This window comes from Taibaiella sp. KBW10 (assembly GCF_003852495.1).
Lineage (GTDB): Bacteria > Bacteroidota > Bacteroidia > Chitinophagales > Chitinophagaceae > Edaphocola.
The window spans coordinates 572,540-597,167 of sequence record NZ_QAJI01000003.1; the positions used below are offsets into that span (position 1 = coordinate 572,540).

General features: G+C 41.5%; 21 protein-coding genes. 13 read left to right on the forward strand and 8 right to left on the reverse strand.

Features of this window, described 5'->3' with window-relative positions:
- Positions 1-448: 448 nt before the first annotated feature.
- From accC to efp, 3 genes are all read right to left on the reverse strand, one after another.
- Positions 449-1,786 (reverse strand): acetyl-CoA carboxylase biotin carboxylase subunit, encoded by a 1,338-nt coding sequence (accC, locus tag DBR32_RS06775; RefSeq protein ID WP_124635533.1) that lies wholly within the window; start codon positions 1,784-1,786, stop codon positions 449-451.
- An 83-nt stretch (positions 1,787-1,869) separates the two neighbouring features.
- Positions 1,870-2,346: an acetyl-CoA carboxylase biotin carboxyl carrier protein gene (accB, locus tag DBR32_RS06780; RefSeq protein WP_124635534.1), complete on the reverse strand. Its 477-nt coding sequence runs from the start codon at positions 2,344-2,346 to the stop codon at positions 1,870-1,872.
- 39 nt (positions 2,347-2,385) lie between these two features.
- Positions 2,386-2,952, reverse strand: a complete 567-nt coding sequence (gene efp / locus DBR32_RS06785) for an elongation factor P (protein WP_124635535.1) — start codon at positions 2,950-2,952, stop codon at positions 2,386-2,388.
- 190 nt (positions 2,953-3,142) lie between these two features.
- Here efp and DBR32_RS06790 point away from each other — a divergent pair, with 190 nt between their 5' ends.
- From DBR32_RS06790 to DBR32_RS06835, 10 genes are all read left to right on the forward strand, one after another.
- Complete coding sequence (locus tag DBR32_RS06790; RefSeq protein WP_124635536.1) at positions 3,143-4,036, forward strand: hypothetical protein; 894 nt, start codon at positions 3,143-3,145, stop codon at positions 4,034-4,036.
- 134 nt (positions 4,037-4,170) lie between these two features.
- Positions 4,171-6,531 carry a P-loop ATPase, Sll1717 family gene (locus DBR32_RS06795; protein WP_124635537.1) on the forward strand — a complete coding sequence of 787 codons (2,361 nt, stop codon included), beginning with the start codon at positions 4,171-4,173 and terminating at the stop codon, positions 6,529-6,531.
- 109 nt (positions 6,532-6,640) lie between these two features.
- The gene (locus DBR32_RS06800; RefSeq protein WP_124635538.1) at positions 6,641-7,492 is read left to right on the forward strand and encodes a hypothetical protein; all 852 of its coding nucleotides are present in this window, start codon (positions 6,641-6,643) and stop codon (positions 7,490-7,492) included.
- A 149-nt stretch (positions 7,493-7,641) separates the two neighbouring features.
- Positions 7,642-8,190: a dihydrofolate reductase family protein gene (locus DBR32_RS06805; protein ID WP_124635539.1), complete on the forward strand. Its 549-nt coding sequence runs from the start codon at positions 7,642-7,644 to the stop codon at positions 8,188-8,190.
- Positions 8,191-8,272: 82 nt separating this feature from the next.
- Positions 8,273-9,238, forward strand: a complete 966-nt coding sequence (locus DBR32_RS06810; RefSeq protein ID WP_199724386.1) for an alpha/beta fold hydrolase — start codon at positions 8,273-8,275, stop codon at positions 9,236-9,238.
- 94 nt (positions 9,239-9,332) lie between these two features.
- On the forward strand, positions 9,333-9,797 hold the full coding sequence (locus DBR32_RS06815; RefSeq protein ID WP_233559680.1) for a GNAT family N-acetyltransferase: 465 nt from the start codon (positions 9,333-9,335) through the stop codon (positions 9,795-9,797).
- Positions 9,798-9,893: 96 nt separating this feature from the next.
- Positions 9,894-10,991 carry a WG repeat-containing protein gene (locus tag DBR32_RS06820; protein ID WP_124635540.1) on the forward strand — a complete coding sequence of 366 codons (1,098 nt, stop codon included), beginning with the start codon at positions 9,894-9,896 and terminating at the stop codon, positions 10,989-10,991.
- Positions 10,992-11,215: 224 nt separating this feature from the next.
- Positions 11,216-11,800: a TIGR00730 family Rossman fold protein gene (locus tag DBR32_RS06825; RefSeq protein ID WP_199724388.1), complete on the forward strand. Its 585-nt coding sequence runs from the start codon at positions 11,216-11,218 to the stop codon at positions 11,798-11,800.
- 15 nt (positions 11,801-11,815) lie between these two features.
- A complete protein-coding gene (locus DBR32_RS06830; RefSeq protein ID WP_124635541.1) occupies positions 11,816-12,421 on the forward strand; it encodes a hypothetical protein in 606 nt (201 codons plus the stop codon).
- Positions 12,422-12,492: 71 nt separating this feature from the next.
- Positions 12,493-12,846, forward strand: coding sequence for a nuclear transport factor 2 family protein (locus tag DBR32_RS06835; protein ID WP_124635542.1), 354 nt, complete (start codon positions 12,493-12,495; stop codon positions 12,844-12,846).
- Positions 12,847-12,935: 89 nt separating this feature from the next.
- Here DBR32_RS06835 and DBR32_RS06840 read toward each other — a convergent pair whose 3' ends face one another.
- Genes DBR32_RS06840 through DBR32_RS06850 form a run of 3 tightly spaced genes read right to left on the reverse strand, consistent with a single transcriptional unit; the run spans position 12,936 to position 18,578 of the window.
- Positions 12,936-16,091, reverse strand: coding sequence for an efflux RND transporter permease subunit (locus DBR32_RS06840; RefSeq protein ID WP_124635543.1), 3,156 nt, complete (start codon positions 16,089-16,091; stop codon positions 12,936-12,938).
- A 28-nt stretch (positions 16,092-16,119) separates the two neighbouring features.
- A complete protein-coding gene (locus tag DBR32_RS06845) occupies positions 16,120-17,223 on the reverse strand; it encodes an efflux RND transporter periplasmic adaptor subunit (protein WP_199724389.1) in 1,104 nt (367 codons plus the stop codon).
- A gap of 26 nt (positions 17,224-17,249) precedes the next feature.
- Complete coding sequence (locus DBR32_RS06850) at positions 17,250-18,578, reverse strand: TolC family protein (protein ID WP_124635545.1); 1,329 nt, start codon at positions 18,576-18,578, stop codon at positions 17,250-17,252.
- A 233-nt stretch (positions 18,579-18,811) separates the two neighbouring features.
- Between DBR32_RS06850 and uvrA the strand changes: the two genes are divergently transcribed.
- Together uvrA and mscL are read left to right on the forward strand one after the other, a co-directional pair.
- Positions 18,812-21,634, forward strand: a complete 2,823-nt coding sequence (uvrA, locus tag DBR32_RS06855; RefSeq protein ID WP_124635546.1) for an excinuclease ABC subunit UvrA — start codon at positions 18,812-18,814, stop codon at positions 21,632-21,634.
- A gap of 98 nt (positions 21,635-21,732) precedes the next feature.
- The gene (gene mscL, locus DBR32_RS06860) at positions 21,733-22,113 is read left to right on the forward strand and encodes a large conductance mechanosensitive channel protein MscL (RefSeq protein WP_124635547.1); all 381 of its coding nucleotides are present in this window, start codon (positions 21,733-21,735) and stop codon (positions 22,111-22,113) included.
- Positions 22,114-22,181: 68 nt separating this feature from the next.
- Here the strand turns inward: mscL and DBR32_RS06865 are convergent, their stop codons facing one another.
- Both DBR32_RS06865 and DBR32_RS06870 read right to left on the reverse strand, forming a co-directional pair.
- Complete coding sequence (locus DBR32_RS06865) at positions 22,182-22,613, reverse strand: DUF3127 domain-containing protein (protein ID WP_158605929.1); 432 nt, start codon at positions 22,611-22,613, stop codon at positions 22,182-22,184.
- Positions 22,614-22,723: 110 nt separating this feature from the next.
- Positions 22,724-23,269, reverse strand: a complete 546-nt coding sequence (locus DBR32_RS06870) for a hypothetical protein (protein ID WP_124635549.1) — start codon at positions 23,267-23,269, stop codon at positions 22,724-22,726.
- A 223-nt stretch (positions 23,270-23,492) separates the two neighbouring features.
- Between DBR32_RS06870 and DBR32_RS06875 the strand changes: the two genes are divergently transcribed.
- Positions 23,493-24,620, forward strand: coding sequence for a beta-ketoacyl-ACP synthase III (locus DBR32_RS06875; protein ID WP_124635550.1), 1,128 nt, complete (start codon positions 23,493-23,495; stop codon positions 24,618-24,620).
- Positions 24,621-24,628: the final 8 nt, after the last annotated feature.

A 24,628-nucleotide genomic window follows, 5' to 3' on the forward strand; every position in this document is an offset into this window, starting at 1 on the left:
ATAATCAACACCATTTTGTTTGTCCTTTTGTCCGGCAACAAAAGGACCAAAAATGCCTGTTTTCATCAAGGCGATTGCTCCGCACCACAATTTTGTTACGTTTCGTGCATTGATTTTTGAGCCTTTAAGAGCGTATCCCGGGCTCAAAAATCGCAGCTCCTCTTACAAAATTGCTATCGCTGTGATGAAAACAATAAGCGATCCGTACAGAACACATCGGATTTGAACTGGCCTTATCAATCCAGCTTAAGAAAATCATCGGGCTCGGTCGATAATCCGTCAACCAAACTCGCTTCGCTCGAAAGCACAAGGAGAATGTATACAGTGCTCCATCTTGTCATGCTGACCTAAGGAGGCATCTCCCCTACTACAAATCACATTCCCCATACAAACAACAAAGGCATTCCGAGAAATGGAATGCCTTTGTTTATATTACTAATTGTACTGTTTATTTCAATTCGAAAGACTCGATAAATTTCGTCGTGAAATTACCCGCTCTGAAATCTTTATTTTTCATCAGTTGCTGATGGAACGGAATGGTTGTTTTCACTCCTTCGATCACATACTCGCTCAAAGCACGCTCCATGGTACAGATCGCTTCTTCGCGGGTTTGCGCTACGGCAATGATCTTAGCGATCATGGAATCGTAGAATGGAGGAATCACATAACCGGCATAGATATGCGAATCAATGCGCACCCCATGACCACCCGGCGTATGCAATACCTGGATCACACCAGGGCTTGGACGGAAGTCATTATAAGGATCTTCTGCATTAATCCGGCACTCAATAGCATGCATGGTCGGTTCGTAGTTTTTACCACTGATCGGTTCTCCGGCAGCAATTTTGATTTGTTCTTTGACCAAATCATAACTCGTTACCTCTTCCGTTACACCATGTTCTACCTGGATCCGGGTATTCATCTCCATAAAGTAGAAATTACGGTGCTTGTCTACCAGGAATTCGATGGTTCCTACGCTTTCATAGTTAATGGCTGCTGCTGCTTTAATAGCCGCTTCACCCATTTTCTGGCGCAGTTCCGGCGTCATAAACGGAGAAGGCGATTCTTCTACCAGTTTCTGATGACGGCGCTGAATAGAGCAATCTCTTTCGCTTAAGTGACATACGGTACCGAATTGGTCGCCCGCGATCTGGATTTCAATATGACGTGGCTCTTCTACGAATTTCTCCATATAGATACCATCGTTTTTAAAAGAAGCCGCCGCTTCCGCTTTCGCGTTATCGTATGCTTTTTCAATTTCATTTTCAGCCCATACCACACGCATCCCTTTACCCCCGCCACCGGCAGTTGCTTTCAGGATTACGGGATAGCCCATTGCATTCGCCAGTTCTTTGGCTTCTACAACGCTTTCCAGCAAACTTTCAGAACCCGGGATTACCGGTACACCTGCTGCGATCATCGTTTCCTTGGCCGTCATTTTATCGCCCATACGGCGTATCATGTCGGGTGTGGGCCCGATGAACTTAATATTATATCGTGCACAGATTTCAGAGAAATCTGCATTTTCAGCTAAGAACCCGTAACCCGGATGGATGGCATCCGCATTGGTAATCTCTGCCGCTGCCATGATCGCCTGTACATTCAGATAAGAATGAATGCCCTGGGGCTTACCGATACATACCGCTTCATCAGCGAAACGCACGTGTAAACTATCCCTGTCGGCTGTAGAATATACCGCTACGGTTTTGATCCCCATCTCGCGACAGGTACGGATAATACGTAAAGCGATCTCACCACGATTAGCAATTAATATTTTTTTAAACATTTTCTAATTTTAAATAATGGAACAATACAGGTATAGAAAATGCGGTATCGACCGCATTTTCTTAATACAAACATTATTTTATATTATTCTACGATAAATAAAGGTTGGTCATATTCTACCGGAGTACCATCATCTACCAATACCTTAACGATACGGCCGCCTAAATCGCTTTCGATCTCATTAAATAGTTTCATGGCTTCTACGATACACACGACATCACCTACTTTAATCTCGTCGCCTACCCCTACAAAAGGAGGTTTGTCGGGAGAAGAAGAGCGGTAAAACGTACCGATCATTGGAGATTTCACCACTTTACCGCCGCTAACCGGAGCATCTGCTGCCGGGGCTGCACTGGCTACAGGAGCAGGAGCTGCCTGCGGTGCCGCAGGTGCCATCATTTGAGGCATTGCCTGGTATTGCGCTACCGGGATGGCCGTGATCGGCGCTTCTGCAGTAGCTTGCTTGATGGTAATTTCAAAATCACCGTCTTTTATAGACAATTCGCTAATGTTAGATTTGTTTACTGCTTTTAGTAACTCTTGGATTTGTTTATACTCCATTGTAAATAAATTTAAATAGATATGTGTAGTATGTTTATATTATTCTTTTACGCGCTCCATATACTCACCGGTAGTGGTGTTGATACGGATCAGCTCGTCGGTATCGACAAACAAAGGTACGTTAACCGTAGCGCCTGTTTCCAATGTAGCTTGTTTCAAGGTACGGGTAGCGGTATCACCTCTTAAACCGGGTTCGGTGTAGGTTACACGTAAAACCACAGAAGAAGGTAATTCTACGCTCATAGGCAATTCTGTTTCGGTATTGACCAATACAGAACATTCCTGACCGTCTTTATACAAACCGGCGCGGTCCAGCATATTTTCGGCCACTACGATTTGCTCGAAACTTTCATTATCCATTAAGTTATACCCGCTGTCGTCCTTATATAAGAACTGGTAAGGACGGCGCTCTACGCGCACCGGGAAGATATTATCGCCCGAGTTCCAGGTATGCTCGATGGTACGGTTATTGTCTACGCCTTTTAATTTAGCCCAAACTTTAGCCGCTGCACGGGCTGTTTTATTTTGTCCGAATTCTACAACGGAGTACAAGTTATTTTCGAGTTTTAAAATCATCCCGTTACGGATGTCTCCAGTATTTGCCATTGGTTAATTTGTTTTCAACCAGCAAAAATAAGGATTAAGTTCATTTAAACGAAAAAAGGTATTGTTTTTTGTGAGAAAGGGGCTGATTTGCGCAAATAACCCTTCAGGGTGAATTTTTTAGGCCTATTTGGATTTGTGGAAAATGTTATTATTTTTGTCACAAATAAAGGATTTAATAAAAGAAAACCGTATGAGGACAATAATTTCAGTGCTATCAATGATAGTAATCATAGTCTGTCTTATATGGACAAGCCAGCTAAGCGGAATTGACACGAGAGAGGGGCTTCTTGTATCAATTATCTTGGCAATTGCATCATCTGTAATTTCCTGGGCTATCTCATCCTTTTATTCCGAAAAAACATTAACTGCTGAGAATACAAAATTAATTGACCGAATTGGAGAACAGTCAAGCGAAAAGATTTTGAACCAATCAAAGCAACTATATTCGATTGAACAATACTTAGATGAAAAACAAAATATACTCTTGGAAAAAGATTTATCTCCAGAAGGCAGTATATTCTTAGAATCGACTCGCAACATGATAAGATTAGTAAGGTCTTCCAATAATACTTACATAAATGATTGGACAGGAGTCGTTTCAGACAAAGTAAAAGACAGTATCATAAAGCAAAGAAACGCGCAGTCTCAACTATTTGAAGACATTAATTTAATTAGGCATGTTTCTCCAGATAAGAGAGAAAAATTAGAGGAAAAAATAGAAAAAGCGTCGCAAGATTTACCATCTTATCTAGTACCTGTTACAACTTTAAAAGAAAATCATGCGAGTATTATAGAACATATCTATATAGAAGACACAACATCTATAAAAAAAGGAAGACTTAAAATCTATTTAGCAGAAGATTGTTATAAAGGACACGTTGTTGGGAAATTTTTATCTACTTTTTCAAACCCACCAAAGAAAAGCACCTCTTCTATGGAAAAAGCGGTATCAAGGGATCAGCAAATAAATACTTTCGCAAGGACCGGTACCGTTTATGATTTTCATGTTGGCATTAAATCAATAGAATATAATATTCCTCTTAAAAAAGGAATTTATGAAGTTGAATATTGTTTTGAAGAATAACGAAAAAAGCAATAAGATATTTTTTCGTCAAGAAGTGCAAATTTTTATCATCTTTTTCTTTTCTCATAAATAAAAGCACACACCTTTTATTTAAAAAATAAAAAAACAATTTATGCATTCAAAATTTAATCAACATGGCTATAATTAAAAATGGTTTTTTTGCTTATAGTTCAAATCCAACACACTGTGGAGAATTTATTGAAGAGGCAATAAAAGAAATTCACAAAAGTGGTCATTTGGTATTGATTAAGAGTTGGAGATCAATGAGTATTTCTGGAAACTATATTATTTCAGAAATACTAAAGCAAATTGAAAAATCCGACTTTTTAATGGCCGATTTAACCGGATTAAATGAAAATGTATTATTTGAAATTGGCTTTGCTATTGGAAAGGGTAAACCGATTTGGCTCATTCAAGATACATCTATTAACGAATCCTTTAATAGATATAAAGAGTTGAATTTACTTACCACCATTGGATATTCACCATATACGAGTTCAAAAGACATCGTAAGTAGTTTTTTGAACCAAAAAGGCTACTTAAGGAATGGCAATTTGCTAAAATCTACATTCAATTATAGCGAAAATACAAATAAGGAACAAGCTATATTGTATCTAAAAAGTCAAATAGACACAAATTACAATCAGTACATCATAAATACTGTAAATGAATTTAAACTTCCATCAATAGTTGATGATGCTTCAGAGGTAAAAGTCCAATCCATCTCTTGGTATATAAATCACATTCAGCTCGTTCCAGCAGTATTAGTCGAGTTTTCGTCAATTTACAGAAACGGCTTTGAGCTTCAAAACGCAAAATGTTCTTTAATAGGAGGTATAGCATTGGGCCTGGGTTTAAAAGTACAAATGGTAGCAGAAAAGCCATGTCCGACAACAATGGATTACCAAGAGTATCTTAAAAAGTTTACAAATATTGATTTGTGTAAGCAAGCAATAATCCCATTTTTAACAGACCTAAGAAATAATATTGCAGAATATTTCACAAAAAAAAACAATAATGAAATTATTGACAAAGAATTAAGCGATTTGCAAAAAATAAAATTTGGAGAGTATATTGCAGAGCACGAAGCAAATAATATTTATGACTACTACTTAGAAACCGCTCATGAAGAAACATTAGTTAGAAGCGAATACAATATTGTAGTTGGCAGAAAAGGTTGTGGCAAAACAGCAACTTTATATTTTCTAGAATCTTATCTTTCAAGAGATATTAGAAATGAGGTTATAACAATAAAGCCAATCAATTTTGAAATAGATGGATTAATTGAGCTGATTAAAAGGCTGAAAAGTGATTTCGAAAAAGGTTATATTATTCAGTCGATCTGGAAATTTTTGATATATACAGAAATTGCAAAAAGAATTTATGAAATAACTAAAAATAAGCCATTATATGCATTGAATGATATTGATAATAGAATTATATTTTTTGTTGAAAATAACAAAAATATAATATTAACTGATATTTCTACTCGTTTAGAGCAGGAGCTCGGAAATCTCGCAATTATAGAGAATATAGAAGAACAATCCGAATTTAGAAATAAAATTTCAGAATTACTACATGAAAATATAATAAAAGATCTGAAAGAACTAATTATCGAGTACATGAACTCAAAGAAAAAATTAGTTGTTCTAATAGATAATTTAGACAAGAATTGGAAGAAAGAAAATAACATCGAGGTAATAAGTAAATTCATATTAGGCCTTCTAGGAGTTATTGGCCGTATTGCAAAAGAACTAAAAGGCAGCTCAAACAAACCAAATAAATTTGATTTTAATTTAGTCATATTTTTAAGAAGTGACATATTTAAATACATAATACAATTTGCAAGAGAACCCGATAAAATTGAATATTATAATTTAAAATGGAACGACTCTGAAGTACTGTTAAGAGTTATAGATAAACGTGTAGAGGAGCTTTCAGAAAAAGGAACAAGTGATTTTTGGGGCAAATATATTTGCCAAACAGTTGATGGCATTCCAACAAAAGATTATATCACTTCATGTGTTATACCAAGACCTAGGGATCTAATATATTTTATAAATAGTGCCAAGGACATTGCCGTCAGAAGGGGCCACGCTTTGATACAAGAAGCTGACTTAATAACTGCATATAAGGATTATTCAAATTGGATATTTAAATCTATACTGGTTGAAAATGGAGTAACTGTAAAGCAAATCCAAACATTTCTCTATAATGTTCTTGGTGAAAACTCCATTTTAACAAAAGAAAAGATAGAAGAATTAATGGAATTATCTAGTATTTCAACCAACGATAATTACTCTAATAAATTTATCGATCATTTATGTAGACTTTCATTTTTAGGTAGGGAGATAAAACCTCTAAAGTTCGAATATGAATATGACTTCGAAGCAGATGAAAAAAATATAGTTTTGGCAAAAAAGTTAAATTCAAATAGATACAAAATCCACAATGCTTTTGTGCCATACTTAGAGTGTTCTGACTATTCCGAATAAATTTCAATAAAGCAATTTACTTGACAAAGGATTATAAATTAGCTATATATACTAATTTATAATAAACAACTAGCGATATTTATTAAAGTTTAATTTAGAAATCCAGCCCATGCTCCCTAAAATAGTACTTATCCTTTGCTTGTTATTGGCACAGCAGGTCTCTGCACAAAGCATACAAGAAAAAAGGGTTTATGCATTGTTAGATAGCCTGGACAATCCTTATTATACGCAACGTATTCCCGAAGATGGCTGGGGCAGAATCCCTCCCGAGGGCTATGAAGAAAAGTACCCTTTTCGAATGCAATTGCGCGCCTTGCAAAATGAGTTGAGCACCTTACTGCGCAAGGATACGCTTTCTGTTGAGGTACTCCGCTCTTTACTCAAAGAAGAAAACTATCAAAAATTATTTTCTACGGATTGGCATCATATTGTTGACCAGATCACCGCATACAAGGACGATGCTGCCCATAAACAACTCCTGGCTTTTGCCATTCTACCCAGTACCACCTATTCCTGGCAGCAAACCGGCCTGGAACAGTACACCATTCGTTCCTTCGTCGTCAAACAGATTTTACCCGGCGACATCAAAGCCTATATCTTTAAAAACAAAGATTTTAACGCTACTTATTATAACCGCATAGACAAAGAGACGGACCTATTAATTATTGAGGCACAAATCAGCTATTTAAAAGCAGAACGCAAAAAGGAAGGCCTTGGCGATGCGCCACGTTGGGCCAATTTGCTCTTCGATAAAATGATCAGCCCGATCAAATATTGTGACCGCGACTATCCGTTTTATCTGGATTATGGCAATTACTGGGATCATCATGACAATAAAAAGAATGTGGACATGACGATCAAAATCTTAAACGAGATCAAGACCAATTATGAGTCCATACATCTCAAATGCAAGCAAATGGATAAAGAGATACAGGCATACCAGGAAAGGCAGGCAAGGTAATAAAGCAAAACTATTTACCCCAAAACAGCAAACTCATCAGCAGGTTGTCGCTACGAGCATGCGCTAAAATCATTATCTTCGGCTATGCACAAATCATTAACAGGTCCCGAACCACACGCGACAATCAATAAAACAGATCATACACAACCATGCCGCTCTTAACGATATACATAGCCACAAGCCTGGATGGATATATTGCACAGGCCAATGATGACCTTAGCTTTCTGAAATTAGTAGAAAAGGAGGGCGAAGATTACGGCTATGCTGCCTTCACCGACACGATTGACACCATAATCCTTGGTCGAAAAACATACGATTGGGTACTTAAAGAAATCGGCCCGGCTCATTACGACAATGGAGACCGAAAGGTATATGTGATCACCAGAACAGAAAAACCAGGTATCGGCAACACCACATTTTATACAGGCGATCTAAGGGAATTAGTGCAGCAACTAAAATCCGGAAACGGGAAAAACATTTATTGTGACGGTGGTGCCGAAATCATCAATGAATTATTGCAAAATGATTTGATTGACGAGATGATTCTTTCCATTGTTCCGGTATTGCTGGGTAGCGGAACAAGGCTTTTCAAATCGGGCAGACCGCAGCAGGAACTGGTACTGCTACAGGTAAAAACATTTGAAACCGGGCTCACACAACTACATTACAAGCGAAAAAAGAATGAAGATCAAGCATAGCCTGTTCCAAAATGGAAGGACAACTTACTTCAATCAGACAGCGTGTATTTCTTTATTTCCCTTACCCCCGCAAATCAATATAATGAAACACTTTTTTAGTCTGTTACTGATCCTTTTTATTCCCTTCATGGCGATCAGCCAAAAAAGGCTACCCCAAAAGAGCGCCATAATCGACACCAGTGATGTGGTTACAATCAATGGCATCAGACATTACCTAAGCATCAAAGGGAAGGACAGCGGAAAACCGATCTTATTCTTTTTACATGGCGGACCGGGTACTTCTATGATCGAAACCTCGGAGACCTTTTCGGATCAGCTCAGGAATGCATTTATCGTCATCAATTGGGATCAAAGACAAACAGGAGCAACCTTACAGTTAAATGCCTCAGTTCAACCGCTAAGTACTAGCTTGCTGAAGGATGATGCAAACCAAATGCTTGCGTATATCTTAAAGAAATATAAGAGAAAAAAATTATATTTAGTTTCCCATTCCTGGGGATCGGTGCTGGGCTTCGATATCGCTCAAAAGCACCCGGAATTATTATATGCTTATATTGCCATTAGCCCGATTATAGATCAGGACAAAGCCGGGCAATTGACCATTGATATGTTGCAGGATTGGGCGAAAAGTGAGCATAATGTTTTGGCACAAGAGGAAATCGAAAAAGTCAAAGTGCCTTTTGAAACGAAAGAGGATCTCTTCTATTCCCAGAAATGGCTCTTTATTAAAAATGGCGTAGATTTTGCACAGAAAGAGGACTTCAAAACAAATTACTACAAATGGATGAACGTCTGGTTTCCCACCTGGAAGGAATCGGTCACCCTCAATATGTTCCGCAGCCTTTCCTCAGTGGATTGCCCGATTTATTTTATTGAAGGCAATGCAGACCAATATAAAATGCATGATCTGGTAAAGGAATATTATGCGTTTATTAAAGCGCCTAAGAAAGGCTTTTACTGGATGACAAAATCAGGGCATACAGTGTTTAACACCGAACCGGAAAAACTACAACAGACCATCATTGATATAAAAAAGGCAACGCTGTAACAAAGGCTACTCCCTATCCGGGTAGTATGCCGGCCTGTATTTAGGCCACATCTAATTGTATTGATTTATAACATAGATACCAGAACCCAACATAATGCCAAACCCATTGACCCTCAGAATCGCAACACTCGAAGATATCCCGCAGATGCAGCGCATCCGGAATACCGTAACCGAAAATACCTTGTCCGATCCGGGTCTGGTTACGGATGCCGATTACCGGGAATATATGTGCTCAAGAGGTAAGGGCTGGGTTTGCGATTGGAATGGGGAAATTGTGGGCTTTGCCATTGCAGATATGCAGGATCATAATGTCTGGGCGCTGTTCGTAAAAACGGGATGGGCACAAAAAGGCATTGGCAGGCAGCTGCATGATACCCTACTAGATTGGTATTTTGCCCAAACAAAAGAAACCCTCTGGCTGGGCACTGCTCCGGCTACAAGGGCCGAAACCTTTTACCGCAAAGCCGGTTGGCTGGAAACCGGAAGGCATGGTCAAGGGGAAATCAAGTTTGAAATGACTTATCAAAACTGGCTGGATAAACAAGAAAACCCGTTATAAGGTAAACAATAATGTCTTCTGCGCTCCGTAAATATTTTGGCCGCATCGCCTTTTCTTAATACATTAGATCAGAATATGTACCACTATATTTTATCCATGAAATACGTCCCACTCTTATTATTATCTATTATCCTCAACAGTGCTGTATATGCGCAAAAACGCGATACCTGGACGGCATTCTGGAATCAGGACACAACACTCATCGGTTTTAAAGATGCCCAAGGCAAGGTGAAAATTGAACCCAAATTTATGGGCCTGACCACCGCCGGGAAGTTTGATGATATTATGGCCGTTACCGAACCCGTAAAGGACACCTGGGCCAATTACTACCAAACCAAATCGGGCCGGATCCTTGGCCGGGACAGCCTGTATGTCTTTGATAATACTGCGGACTGTGAGAGTGAAGGCTTTATCCGTTTCCATGATCCCAAAACTGATAAAGTAGGCATGTTTAACCGCAAAGGAGATATCGTGATCCCGGCGGAATATAATGGCCTGACACCGGTGCGGAATGGCATGGCCATTGCCCTTAAAGGTGCGAAAAAAAAGTATTGGGATAAGGACAAACATGACGGTTGTAATCATTACAGCTGGACGGGCGGCACCGAAGTATTAATTGATACCAATAACCGCGTCCTGGTAGCGGACTTCACGTATAATGGACAGCTCAATTTTTTCTCACTTAAAGTTACCGCACAACCAAATACCGACCCCATCAGAAAACATTTCAAAGGCCTTAATGGACAATACTATTCCTTTATTGATTTTGAACTGGAGTTCAAACAGTGGCTGCAACAAAATCTTTTGCAGCAATGCACGAAGAAAGACCTGCTGGCCGCTACTTATGAAAAGATCACCTGGGAAGCACCTGATGATTGGCGTACAGAGCCTAAAACCGCTTTTATCGACCGCAATGTCGAATTGTTACAAAGCAAATTCAAAGAGCTGAGCAAGGCCGGCACCGATTATGCCATTTCCAGAGACGGACTAAATCCGTTTATGTTTGCCGAAAAGGAATTTGAATCTTATTATAACAATTGTGGCGAAGCCAAAGACTGGCTGTATCCTACCATGGACATTATCATCACGCATAACGATGAAGATCATTTCAGCCAGGATCACCTGGAGTTTTTAAGAACGGAACAGGGTTATAAACTGATCTGTGTGACAATTCGGAAGGGTACGATACGGTAAAAACGGCAAGAAGATACAAGCGGCGTTGCCGCTCGTCGGGGAATACCATAAAAATAAAATCCGGGTATCCGTTTATAGCAAAACAAGATTGTCTCTATGCTATAGGTACCCATTGCTTTCATCATAGTGCACAGCAATCACCTTGATAAAAACAGGCATTATTGAAACAACAGATTATGCGGATAATCAATACAAAAATTAATTAACCCTATTTATTCAAAAAAATGATGAACAGAATAACCGTTTTTTGTGGTTCCAGTTTCGGGACGGAAGCCATATATCAACAGCAAGCTTATGCTTTAGGAAAAGCCCTGGCAGAAAAAGGTATCGGTTTGGTTTATGGTGGTGCCCGTGTGGGTTTGATGGGTGCGGTAGCGGATGGTTGTCTGCAGCACAAAGGGGAAGTAATCGGGGTGCTCCCCCACTTTCTGGGCAGTAAAGAGATTGCCCATGAGCAGCTCACAGAACTGATTTTAGTGGACACCATGCATCAGCGAAAAACCAAAATGAATGAACTGTCGGATGGGGTCATTACCTTGCCCGGCGGCTTTGGTACCATGGAAGAGCTCTTTGAAATGCTAACCTGGGCACAATTGGGCTTACATCAAAAGCCTATTGCCATCCTTAATGTTGAGGGGTTTTATGATGAACTCTTAGCCATGATCAATAGTATGGTAGAAAAGGGATTGCTAAAAGCCCTTAACCGCGACATGCTTCTGGTGAGCGACGATATCCACAACCTTTTGGATCAAATGCAACACTACCAGGCACCGGCAGTGGGTAAATGGATTACAAAGGATAAGGTGTAATTTTAAACGATCACAATGCCATCACCACAAAAAGAACCTTCTATATGGAACATACTTGCAAAAACCTTTGAAGGGCACTATATCGAAAAACAATCTTATCATTCTGACAAAGCAGACTTGAGATTTAAAGACTTCCAGATTCTGTGTGATTACTATACAGCTTATCGCACCGTGGGACAGACAACGGTGCAAAAAACATATACCCGAATGGTATGCCCTTATCGTTCTGCTAATCCCTTTTTCTTTCAGATCTATCCTCAGGGCTTCCTTGATCGTATAGGCACTTTATTGGGGGCACAGGATATCTTAATTGGCAATGAAGCATTCGATAGGGCATTTATCATTAAAGGAAATGATCCCTATAAAATAACGAGCTTATTGAATGACCATACCATTCAGGATTTAATACAGACTCAGCGAGGACTTCATATCGAAACCTCAGACCAACACGGCATTTGGGAAGATAAATTACCAGAAGGCACTTATGAATTGTCTTTGTATCTTGAAGGTGCATTAGATATGGAGGAACAACTTAAAGCTTTATACTTATTATGTACCAAACTGCTGACGCAACTCTTAAAGATAGATGCCATTCATCCCATATATTATTACAGCCAATAAACCTTTAAATAAAGACAATCCTTGCCCCGCCATGTCTCTATAAAAATGAGAGAACGCTAAACAAAAAACACATGAACATAACAGATATAGCAACAGCCTTCTCCAATGGAGCCTTTGCAGCAACCTATCCATATCTTTCTGATCAGGTTGTATGGATCGTGGTAGGGGAAAAGACCTATGCGGGCAAAACCGCGGTGACAAAGCAATGCGAACAAGTACAGATCTATTTCGAATCGGTACAAACAGACTTCAAAACGATACAGATAATTACGGAAGCGCATAAAGTGGTGATCAGCGGAACAGCCGCTTTTTCAAAGGAGGGGCAATTGATTTCCTTTATATCGGCTTGCGATATTTATGAATTCAATGCCCGGCAACAACTGGAAAAAATCACTTCTTATTGTATTCCCGAAAAAGGAATATAGTCTTCATTTACTCTTTATTGAGACACTACCCTTCAACAATAAAGCCCCGGAATTTCCGGGGCTTTATTGTTTTTTATTATTTGATCAGCTTACTTCTGAATAATCGGTTTTCCTTTTCGGATCGCTCTTTTATGGGTCAGTTTGGTAATGGCCACATAAAACACCGGTACAATAAAGATTGCCAAGGTAGTAGCCGCGATCATCCCGCCAAATACAGTCCAGCCCATGGTATTACGGGACTCTGAAGCCGCACCGGAAGCGCGCATCAAAGGCACTACCCCTAAGATAAAGGCCAGAGAGGTCATCACAATCGGACGTAAACGCAGGCGCACAGCATGTAAGGTCGCTGCCACCACTTCTTGCCCCTTGTCTACCCCTTCTTTGGCAAACTCCACAATCAGGATCGCATTCTTGGCCGAAAGCCCGATGAGCGTAATCATCCCGATCTGTGCATATATATTATTGGTCAGGCTAGGCATAAAATATAAGGTAAGCATAGAACCAAATAAACCTACCGGAACAGCCAGCAATACACTAAACGGTATCGACCAGCTTTCATATAAGGCTGCTAAGAACAGGAATACGAAAATGATGGATGCCGCAAAGATATAAATAGTACTATCTCCTGCTTTGATCTCTTCCAGGCTCATGCCGGAGAACTCATAACTATAGCCGGCCGGTAAGACTTCTGCCGCCACTTCTCTAAGCGCATCCAAAGCCTGTCCCGAGCTGTACCCGTCTTTTGGCGTACCATTGATCTCGATCGAACGGTTCATGTTAAAGTGAGGAATCACCGATGGATTTTCCACCACTTTTGAGGTCACCAATGTTCCCAGCGGAATCATATTGCCTTCATTGTTCTTGACAAAGAATTTATTCAGGTCGCTGGTTGAAGTTCGGGAGGTACTGTCCGCCATCATCACAACACGGAAGTTACGGCCGTAGATATTGAAATCATTCACATACTGGCTACCCAAAAGACCCGACATCGAAGAATATACATCCGAAATACTAATACCCAGTTTTTTCGTCATTTCCCGGTTTACATCGACCTTATAGGCAGGTGTTTTGGTATTGAAGAACGTATAAGCATTATCGATTTCCGGACGTTGGCGCAATTTAGCCAGGAAGTCCTGTGAGATCTTCTCAAAGGTCTTGATATCATCACTACCCCCTGTCTGCATCAGCTGTATGGTAAACCCATTTGCCGAACCCAGACCCGGTATGGCCGGAGGCGCTACCACACGTACACTCGCTTCATTAAAGCCTTTCGTGCGTTTTACAATTTCTTTTAATACGGACTGTACATGCAGGTCTTTGGTCTTGCGTTTATCCCAGGGTTCCAAAAGGATGAACATCGTACCCACATTGGATTTACCCGAACCATTCAATACATTGAAGCCCGGCAAACCACCTACTACACGGATACCCGGAATATCTTTGATCTTACCCACCAGATCCTGAAACAGGGCACGGCTACGGGTAATGGAAGTTCCTTCCGGCATTTCGTAAGACACAAACAGTTTTCCCTCATCTTCCAAAGGCACGAATCCTGTCGGCTTGGCTTTCATCAGGAAGACCAGGCCAAAGGTTAGGAGCAACATCAGTGTAACCACATAAGGGGTTTTCTTGATCCACTTGGCGACACCATTGGTATAGGAATTGGATAATTTTAAGAATTTCGCATTGAACCAGTCGAAGAAACGGTTCATCAGACTTTTTCTGCGCTCCCCGATGGGCGTTGGTTTCAGCATGATGGAACACAAAGCCGGTGTTAACGACAAGGCCACAAAAGCAGAAAGCAATACCGAAATCGCAATGGTCAGGGCGAATTGCTGATACAGTTTTCCCGAGATACCCGGTACAAAACTGATCGGCACAAACACTGCTGCCAGGATCAGGGCAATCGCAATTACCGGCCCGGAGATCTCTCTCATCGCCTGACGGGTGGCCTCCTTAGCATCCAGCTTATCATGATCAATCTTATGCTGGACCGCCTCGACCACCACAATGGCATCATCCACCACAATGCCGATGGCCAGTACAAAAGCGAACATGGTCAGGGTATTTACGGTAAAGCCCAATGGGATAAATATCAGGAACGTTCCGATAATAGATACAGGAATCGCCAACAGCGGAATCAGGGTTGCCCGCCAGTTTTGCAGGAACAGGAATACCACCAAAACCACCAATAATAAGGCTTCGATAAAGGTGTGCAATACTTCCTGAATAGAGGCCCTTACTACGGTTGCATTCTCGGTCATCACCGCATAATCAAGGTCTTTCGGAAAAGCCTTTTTCATTTCGTCCATCTTGGCCAGGATCCTGTCGTAGGTATCCAGGGCATTAGAACCCGGTGACTGATAGATCAGCAGGAAAGCCGCTTTATTTTCAAAACGATACCCACCGCTGGTATAGTCAAAGCTGCCCAATTCAATTTTAGCGACATCTTTCAGGCGCACAAAACTACCGTCTCCGGCATTTGCCCGCACCACAATGTCTCCAAACTCATCTACCGTATTCAAACGGCTATTGGTGAGTACAGAATATTCAAAAGCCTGAGAACTGGGTTGCGGACTACCACCCAGGGAACCCGCAGCAATCTGAAGGTTTTGTTCGGTAATCGCATTCGATACATCTTTCGTGGTCAGGTTCAGTGCCGCCAATTTTTCAGGCTGTAACCAGATCCGCATACTAAAGTCAGAACCCCTGGCCATGATATCACCTACCCCGGCTACACGGGACAAGGCATCTTTTACATAAATATTTGTGTAATTGTTCAGGAATTCCGCATCATGACTGTTATTCGGTGCATACAGCGAAATCGCCATCAACATACTCGGGTTTCTTTTCTTCACCGTTACCCCAAGCCGTTTGATCGCATCGGGCAAAGCCGGTGTAGCCACACTCGCACGGTTCTGTACATCCAGGGTGGCGATGTCGATATTGGTACCCACATCAAAGTTTACCGTAATATTACTCAAACCACTACCGGTACTGTTACTGGTCATATAGGTCATGCCCGGTGTACCATTAATCTGCGATTCAATCGCCGTGGTGGTGGTTTGCTCTACCGTTTCCGCATCGGCCCCCGTAAAGTTGGCACTGATCGAAACCGTAGGCGGTGTAATTTCAGGGTATTGCGCAATAGGCAAATTGAACAAAGCAATCAGGCCCGTAAGCACAATAACAATAGAAACTACGATAGCCGTGACCGGCCTCTTAATAAACGTTTCTGCAATCATAACTATGAAAAATCTTTTTTGATTGAGTTTATAATTTTACTTTGGCACCTTCTTTCAGCTTTTGCTGTCCCTCTACCACGATCTTCATGCCGGGGCTTAACCCTTCATTGATGATGATACGATCACCCAGCTGCCTTCCGGGTACCACATGTTTTTGTGTTGCCGTACTGCTGTCGGTCACCACATATACATAAAATTCACCTAATTGTTCTACAAGCGCCTTATTCGGAATAATGAATTTAGGTTCCGGATGATCGTTCTTTACTTTGATTACCGCAGTCATACCAGAACGCAGCATTTTATCTTTATTATTAAAAATAATCCTTGCTTTTACCGTTCCGGTAGCGGGATCTACTGCACGGTCTATGATATCGATCTTACCACTTTCGGGATAAGGATCGGTACCAAATACCAGGGTGAATAATTGTTCTGAAAGCGCTTTGGTTTTCATCTTTTCAAACTTGAACACATCGCTTTGGCTGATGTTGATATCTGCTGCCATCGGATTATCTGTAGATACGGTGTTGAGCTGTGTTTGCCCGGCTACAACAGCCGCTCCTACACGCACTTTAGAAATCCCGATCGTCCCGGTAAAGGGTGCCACCACAAGACCAAAGTTCACATTTGCCTTAGAACTATTGATGCTCGCCTGTGCCGCCTGTACTTGTCTGCGTGCTGCCGTCAGTGCCGCATCGGCATAGTCTACCTGTTGCTTGGCGATCGCATCCTGTTTATCTAACTGATGGTAACGGGCCGCATCTTTCTCGGCTTTCACCAGATTAGCTCTTTGTACTTCGTAATTGGCCACCGCATTATCATAATTGGCATTCGATACCGGTACATCAATACTGTATAATTTTTGCCCTTGCTGCACCACCTGACCGTCTTTAAAATAAATGCCGGTAATGGTTCCGCTCGCCTGGGGCGTAAGGATCACCTCTTTCTGGGCTACAATCGTAGCCGGGTATTCGTCAAAATAAACCGCAGCACTTTGCTGGATCGCTACAGTCTTTACCGGTTGGGCCGCATTGGCCGCAGCAGCCTTGGCATCATCTTTCTTACCGCCACCACAAGACAGCAGGGTGATCGATGCAAAGGCCACAAGCGAAGTGATATATATATTGGTCTTCATTTTCATTAATGGTATTATAATAAATATTATTTTGTTTGAATATCGCCCAGGGCTTTTTGAATATCTACTTTATCAATCAGGAGTTGATAGATGGCATTAGCATAATTGATTTCTGCTTTTTGCAGGTCCGTTTGGGCCACGACAACCTCCAGGTAATTTTTCACTCCGGCTTTATACTGCGCGTCTAGTATACGATATACTTCCTTAGACAGGCCCAGGTTTTCTTTAAGCGTCTGGTAGGTATTCCAATCTGATTTATAGAGGGACAGTGCATTTTCATACTCTGTATTGATCACATTCTTAGCTTGCTCAATCGCCCAGTTGCTCTTTTCAAACTGAAACTCTGCCTGCTTAATATTATTGCGTCTTTTGCCCCCCTGAAAAATCGGGAAGCCTACCTGTAAACCGGCAAAGGAGTTGGGATAACCCTGGTTGTATAAGGGTAATAACTCATCATTCAGGAAATTGACATTATAATTGGCAAATAAGGACACCGTAGGCAGCAAAGCATTCTTACGGTATTGTATGTTAGCCTTATTCAGGTTTTGTGTCGTCAATAATTGCTGGAATTCTACCCTTTTTTCAGGTGCAATCCCGACTAAAGTGTCAATTAAAGCTTCTTGCTCCAGATTAATCGCTCCCGCAGTCAGCGACAGAGCCGCATTTGTAGGATAGCCCATCAACTCTTTTAGCTTTGCATACTTAGCCTGTAAGAGTACTACCGCATTTGCTTTTAGTGTCACCGAAGTGTTTAAAGAGATGGTCGCACGGGAATAATCGACCTTGTCTACAATACCGGCATCATATTGATGTTTGGCCATATCCAGGCTCAGGCGTAGCCTGTTGATATCTTCGTCCAGCACCTGAAGCTGATACTCGGTCAATAAGACATTATAAAAAGCTTTACTAACGCTCGATTGAATGTCGATATTGCTAAGCGCAACTTGTTGCTGTGCCTGCAGGCGTACATCATCAGCAGTACGGGAAGCTAGCTGTACCTCACTGTTAAAGATGTTTTGGGTAAGTCCCAGTTGCAGGGCAGATTGGTTATACCTTCCCACACGGGTTACCCCGGCTGCATTCGCGAAGGTTTGCAATTGAAAATTTCGTTGATAGTTGGCGGTTAATCCTATTTGCGGATACCAGTCAGCCAGTTTACTTTTTACCTGAGATTCGGTAATCGCAGCATCTAAAAAAGATTGTTTTAGCATCGGGTTATGCTTCAAAGCATAATCCACACATTGCTGTAAAGTAGCGCTATCATTCAGTGTGCGGGCTTCTTGCTGTGCCTTGGCAGCCGTAACGGACAATAAGCCAAGGGCAATAAAGAGGAGCCTGAGATAATATTTGGACATCAAAAGTATAAATAATTTTTTCAATAAAAAGAAGAGGCACAAAGGTATAGGTATCCTTTTTTAGAAAATAGCACTTTAACTTATCGTAAAATAAATAATATTGATAGTACTATTTAATCTATATATTGGTTAATGATAAGATAACATATAACTCCTTTTTTTAACGATTACGTTAAAAAATAAAATCTGTTCTTTTTCGAAGTACCTTTGTTGCCCTTAGTATTATTATCATTATGTCGGAACATATAGAAGTATTAGGCGCTCGGGTGCATAACCTTAAAAACATCGATGTCGCCATTCCTAAAAATAAATTAGTAGTCATTACGGGTCTTAGCGGGAGCGGAAAATCTTCTCTGGCTTTTGATACCATTTTTGCCGAAGGACAAAGGCGTTATATGGAGAGTTTCTCTGCCTATGCCCGCCAGTTTATGGGCGATCTGGAGCGTCCGGATGTAGATAAGATCACCGGGCTTTCGCCGGTAATCTCTATCGAACAAAAGACAACCAATCGTAATCCACGGTCTACCGTGGGCACGGTTACGGAGGTATATGACTTTATGCGCCTGCTCTATGCCCGTATCGGTACCGCGCATTCTTACCTGAGCGGCAAAGCCATGACCCGATTTTCGGAAGAAGAAATCCTGCAACATATTTACACGCATCTACCGGAAGAAAAAATTATCTTGCTCGCCCCCGTGGTGCGCGGACGCAAAGGGCACTACCGGGAACTCTTTGAACAATTACAGAAGCAGGGCTACCTGAAAGTACGTATTGACGGTGTTATCGTGGACCTGAAACCCAAAATGCAACTGGACCGCTACAAAATTCATGACATTGAATTGGTAGTTGACCGCTTAAAGGTAGATGAAGAAAGCAAAGGCCGCCTGAGCCAAAGCCTGCAAAAGGCCCTGCAATTAGGCAAAGGCCTTTTGTTTGTACAACAGCATGAAACAAACAAGCTATTACAATACAGTAAACACCTAATGGATATTGAGCATGGTATTTCGTATGAAGACCCCTCGCCCAATACCTTTTCGTTCAACTCTCCCTATGGCGCCTGTCCTGCCTGTAAAGGCCTGGGTACGGTGCATACCATTGACCGCAGTACCGTCACTCCCGACCTAAGCAAGAGCATTGCTGCAGGTGGTATCGCACCGATGAAAGAGGCGCGCGAAGCCCAAAGCTATCAGATCGCGGCCAAATATGCCCGGAAGCACAAAATTGACCTTAATAAACCGGTCGGCGAACTGAGTGCTACGGAATTGAACCTGATGCTCTACGCAAACGAGGAAGGCACCTTAACCTATGTGGCCGGTGAGGGCAGCGCTTATACTTACCTGGACGGAGGCGCTTATGAAGGCGTACTGAATATGATGATGCGCTGGTTTAATGAATCACCCTCCGATTATGTGCGGGATTGGGCGGAGCAGTTTATGCAGTTGGATAAATGTCCCGAATGTAAGGGACAACGCCTGAAGCCGGAAAGCTTATCGTATACAATTTATGATAAGAACATTGCGCAACTGGCAGAAATGCCTTTAAGCGAGTTGCATCAGTGGTTTAGTGAAGTGAATCCTAAATTAAACAAGAAGCAGCAGACGATTGCCAAAGATATTTTAAAAGAAATAATAGACCGAGTCGGCTTCCTGATCGAAGTCGGCTTGCATTACCTGATCCTGAACCGCCCCACCAGAACGCTGAGTGGCGGGGAATCGCAAAGGATTCGCCTGGCGACGCAGATTGGCTCTAAGCTCATGGGCATTACCTATATTCTGGATGAACCCTCTATCGGTTTGCACCAAAGGGATAACCATCAATTGATCACTGCCCTGCAAAACTTAAGGGATGGGGGCAATTCGGTGCTGGTGGTAGAGCATGATAAAGATATTATGCTGGCTTCTGATTATGTATTTGATATGGGGCCTGCAGCGGGCATTCACGGCGGAAAGATTGTTGCCCAGGGTACCCCGAAAGAATTCCTGAAATCGGGTAGCATTACGGCGCAATACCTTAATCATAAAATGTCTATTGCGATTCCGGAAGAGCGTAGAAAAGGGAACGGACATCTGCTGGTGCTGAAAGGCGCCACCGGCAACAACTTGAAGAACGTTAGTATTGAAATTCCTTTAGGCACGCTTACCTGTGTGACCGGTGTTTCGGGAAGTGGCAAATCTACCCTTATCAATGAGACGCTGTACCCTATTTTATCGCGCCACTGCTATCCGCAAAGTAAGATGCAGGCCATGCCTTATAAAAGCATAGAAGGGCTGGAGCATATTGATAAGGTGATCGAGATCGATCAGAGCCCTATCGGGCGTACACCCAGGAGCAATCCGGCTACTTATTGCGGCTTTTTCAATGATATCCGCCAACTGTTTGCAATGATACCCGAAGCGAAGATTAGGGGTTATACCGCCGGCCGTTTCAGCTTTAATGTAAAAGGCGGCCGTTGTGAAGAGTGCCAGGGCGGGGGTACGCGGGTGATCGAGATGAACTTCTTACCGGATGTGTATGTGCCTTGTGAAAAATGCCAGGGTAAGCGTTATAACCGGGAGACCTTGGAGGTGCGGTATAAAGGCAAATCAATTTATGATATTCTGGAAATGACAGTAGAAGATGCCGTGGAGTTTTTTGTGAACATGCCTTCCCTGCATCGTAAAGTCAAAACGCTGAAGGATGTAGGCCTGGGTTATATCACTTTAGGGCAGAGCGCCGTGACCCTCAGTGGGGGCGAAGCACAAAGGGTAAAACTGGCAACAGAATTATCCAAAAAAGATACGGGAAAAACAATTTATATTCTTGACGAACCCTCTACGGGCCTGCATTTTGAAGATATCAAACACCTGCTGGCCGTATTGAATAAACTGGTGGAGCGAGGTAATACGATTGTTGTGATTGAGCATAACCTGGACATTGTGAAGGTAGCCGATTATATTGTGGACATTGGTCCTGAAGGCGGACATGGTGGCGGCACGGTTGTTGCAAAAGGAACTCCGGAACAGATCGCCAAAAACAAAAAAAGCCATACGGGTACCTTTTTAGCACTCGAGCTATAAAAAATGTTATATATATGTTAATCTACCTTTAGATGACTAGGATTCCTGTATTAAAATCCTTTTTTTGTTCCTAATTAAAAACACTAAACATATACAATATGGGATTTATTAAAGAATTCAAAGATTTTGCGGTTAAGGGCAATGTACTGGACCTGGCCGTTGGTGTGGTTATTGGTGGCGCATTCAATGCGATTATCAAGTCTTTGGTAGACGATGTGATCACTCCGGCTATTTTAACGCCCGCTTTAAAAGCGGCTAACCTTTCGGATTTGGCGCAACTGACCATTCCGGGCACGGCAATTAAGTATGGTAATTTCCTGTCTCAGGTTATTTCCTTCATCATTGTTGCCCTGACATTATTCCTTGTGATTAAGGGGATAAACAGGATCAAGAAAAAAGAGGAAGCGGCAGCACCTGCAGAACCATCTTCTACAGATAAACTGTTGATGGAAATCAGGGACAACCTGAATAAAAGATAATAATCGTATGATTATATAAAAAGAAGGGCTGCNNGCAGCCCTTCTTTTTATATAATGTGCTAGAAATATTAGAATGGTAAATCATCTCCAACATTAGGCTCAAAAGAAGTGCCTTGCTGTGGTGGTGCATTAAAGTTTTGTTGCGGCTGTTGCGGCGCATTATACTGTTGTTGTGGTTGCTGATAGCCTCCTGCTTGCGGTTGTGCCATTGCAGCTTCTACTCTCCAGGCATTCAGGTTGGTAATGTATTTTACCTGACCGTCACGCTCCCACTTGTTTCCTCTGATGTCGAAACTCACTTTCACCTCTTGACCTAATTGAAACTGATCGATTACAGAACAAGCGTTATTCACCAATTGAAAAGAAGCAAAATTGGTAAAGGTCATGCCGGTATTTGTTTGTTGTGAAATTTCTATCACAAACTCTCTCTTAGAGAAATTTTCTTTTATTTGTTGGGTAGGTTGTATTACAATTAATTTACCCGTTACTTCTAAAGCCATAATATCTAATAATAATAAATTAAACCACAAATTTACAATTCTTTCATCGCAGAGCCAAAAAAAGTGCATCAAAATGATGCACCTTAATTATGTTATTGTAGATCAAAAGATTACAATTCAGCATTGTACAAAGATTCATCAGAAACTCTGCGCACGCCAAAATATTGGAATGATTTTCTTTTATATCCTTTTTTAGTAAAAACGTCTGTATTTCCTTCTTCCGGAATAGTGATCCAGTCACGGGACTTTGGATTGTACCAACGGTATACATCTACACGGTTTGGCATACGCGTGTTGGAAGCATAATATTGAAGTTTTTTCTCTTTATAACCCATTTTCAGCATCTGATCGTCTGTATACTCATCTTCAGTAACAGAGATCTGATCTTTTGTAGTAGGGTTTGTCCAAGAATACACGGCTGTTCTGTTTACGCCCGGCTCACGGAACGCATAGAACAACAATGTTTTATCTTTATATTTCCAGTTCAACAGTTGACCTTCCTGATACTCATTTTCAGCAAGAGTAACATAAGTCTTATCCGTAGGATTGTACCAACGGTATACTGCAATCATTTCAGGATTTTGTTGTGCAAAAGCTGAACTTCCGAAAAACATACCTGCAGCTAAAGCAGATAGTAGTACAATTCTTTTTTTCATAATTATTATTAAAATAAAAAAACTCGAAATTTCTGCCAAATTACTAAATTATTTTTCTTTAACAAACTTTTTCGGTTTTTTTTGCATCCCTGAAATGTAGAATGGGGCAATACTTCCGTTTTTACGGCAGCAAACCTAAAAATGGTGTTATTGTATCCTATATAATAGAGAATATTGCAGTTATTTATGTAATTTGGCCTCCATTTTGAAAAGAGGAATTTTTATGCAAGAAGTATACATTAACAGACTGGCAAAGTATCTACCGAACGATCCCATACCAAACGAAGCAATTGAAGATGTATTAGGCTATATTAACGGCAAACCCTCGCGTGCAAAAGCAATCGTGCTGCGTAATAACGGGATCAAAAGCAGGTATTATGCATTAAAAGACGGTAAGTCGACGCATTCTAACGCTGAGCTCACGGCATTAGCGATAAAAGGCTTATTCCCGGAGGGAAAAGTGGATACCGATTTACTCACTTGTGGTACTTCTTTTCCGGATCAAATCCTGCCCTCCCATGCAGCCATGACCCTTGGCCTGCTGAAAACCCATCCAACGGAAATATACAGCCCTTCAGGCGCCTGTTGCTCCAGTATTCAGGGTTTGAAGCATGCTTACTTATCTATTAAATCCGGCGATGCCCAAAACGCAGTGGCTACCGGTTCCGAAAAACTGTCCAATATGATGGACGCAACAAAATTTGACGGAGAAATTGAAAACCTGGAAGCCTTAAATCAAAACGGTTTTATCGCCTTTGAAAAGGATTTCCTACGCTATATGTTGTCTGATGGCGCCGCAGCCGCATACCTTTCTAACCAGCCGAATAAAGAGGATATTTCTTTAAGAATTGACTGGATCGACATGACTTCTTTTAGTAATGAACTGGACACCTGTATGTACGCAGGTGCGGTTAAGGATGAATCGGGAGCTGTGGTCAGCTGGAAAGACATGGATGTTAAGGAATGGCGCAACCAAAGTGTGTTTGCCGTAAAACAGGATACGCGTTTACTGGGCCAGTATGTGGTGTCTAAAGGGGTAGATTTTTTGGTCGACATCATCGCGAAAAGAGGTTTAGACCTATTTACTTACAATCACTTCTTACCCCATCTTTCCTCTAATTTTTTCAGAGAAGAGATCAAGAAAGGATTGGCATTGAGAGGCCTGGAAATTCCTGCGGATGTATGGTTTACCAATCTGGATCGTGTCGGTAATGTAGGTGCCGCATCGCCCTTCTTAATGCTGGAAGAATTGTTTCATTCCGGCCGGCTGAACAAAGGAGAAAAAATACTGATGATGATCCCGGAAAGTGCCCGGTTCATCTATGCTTATATTCAAATCACTGTCGTATAATTTAGCGC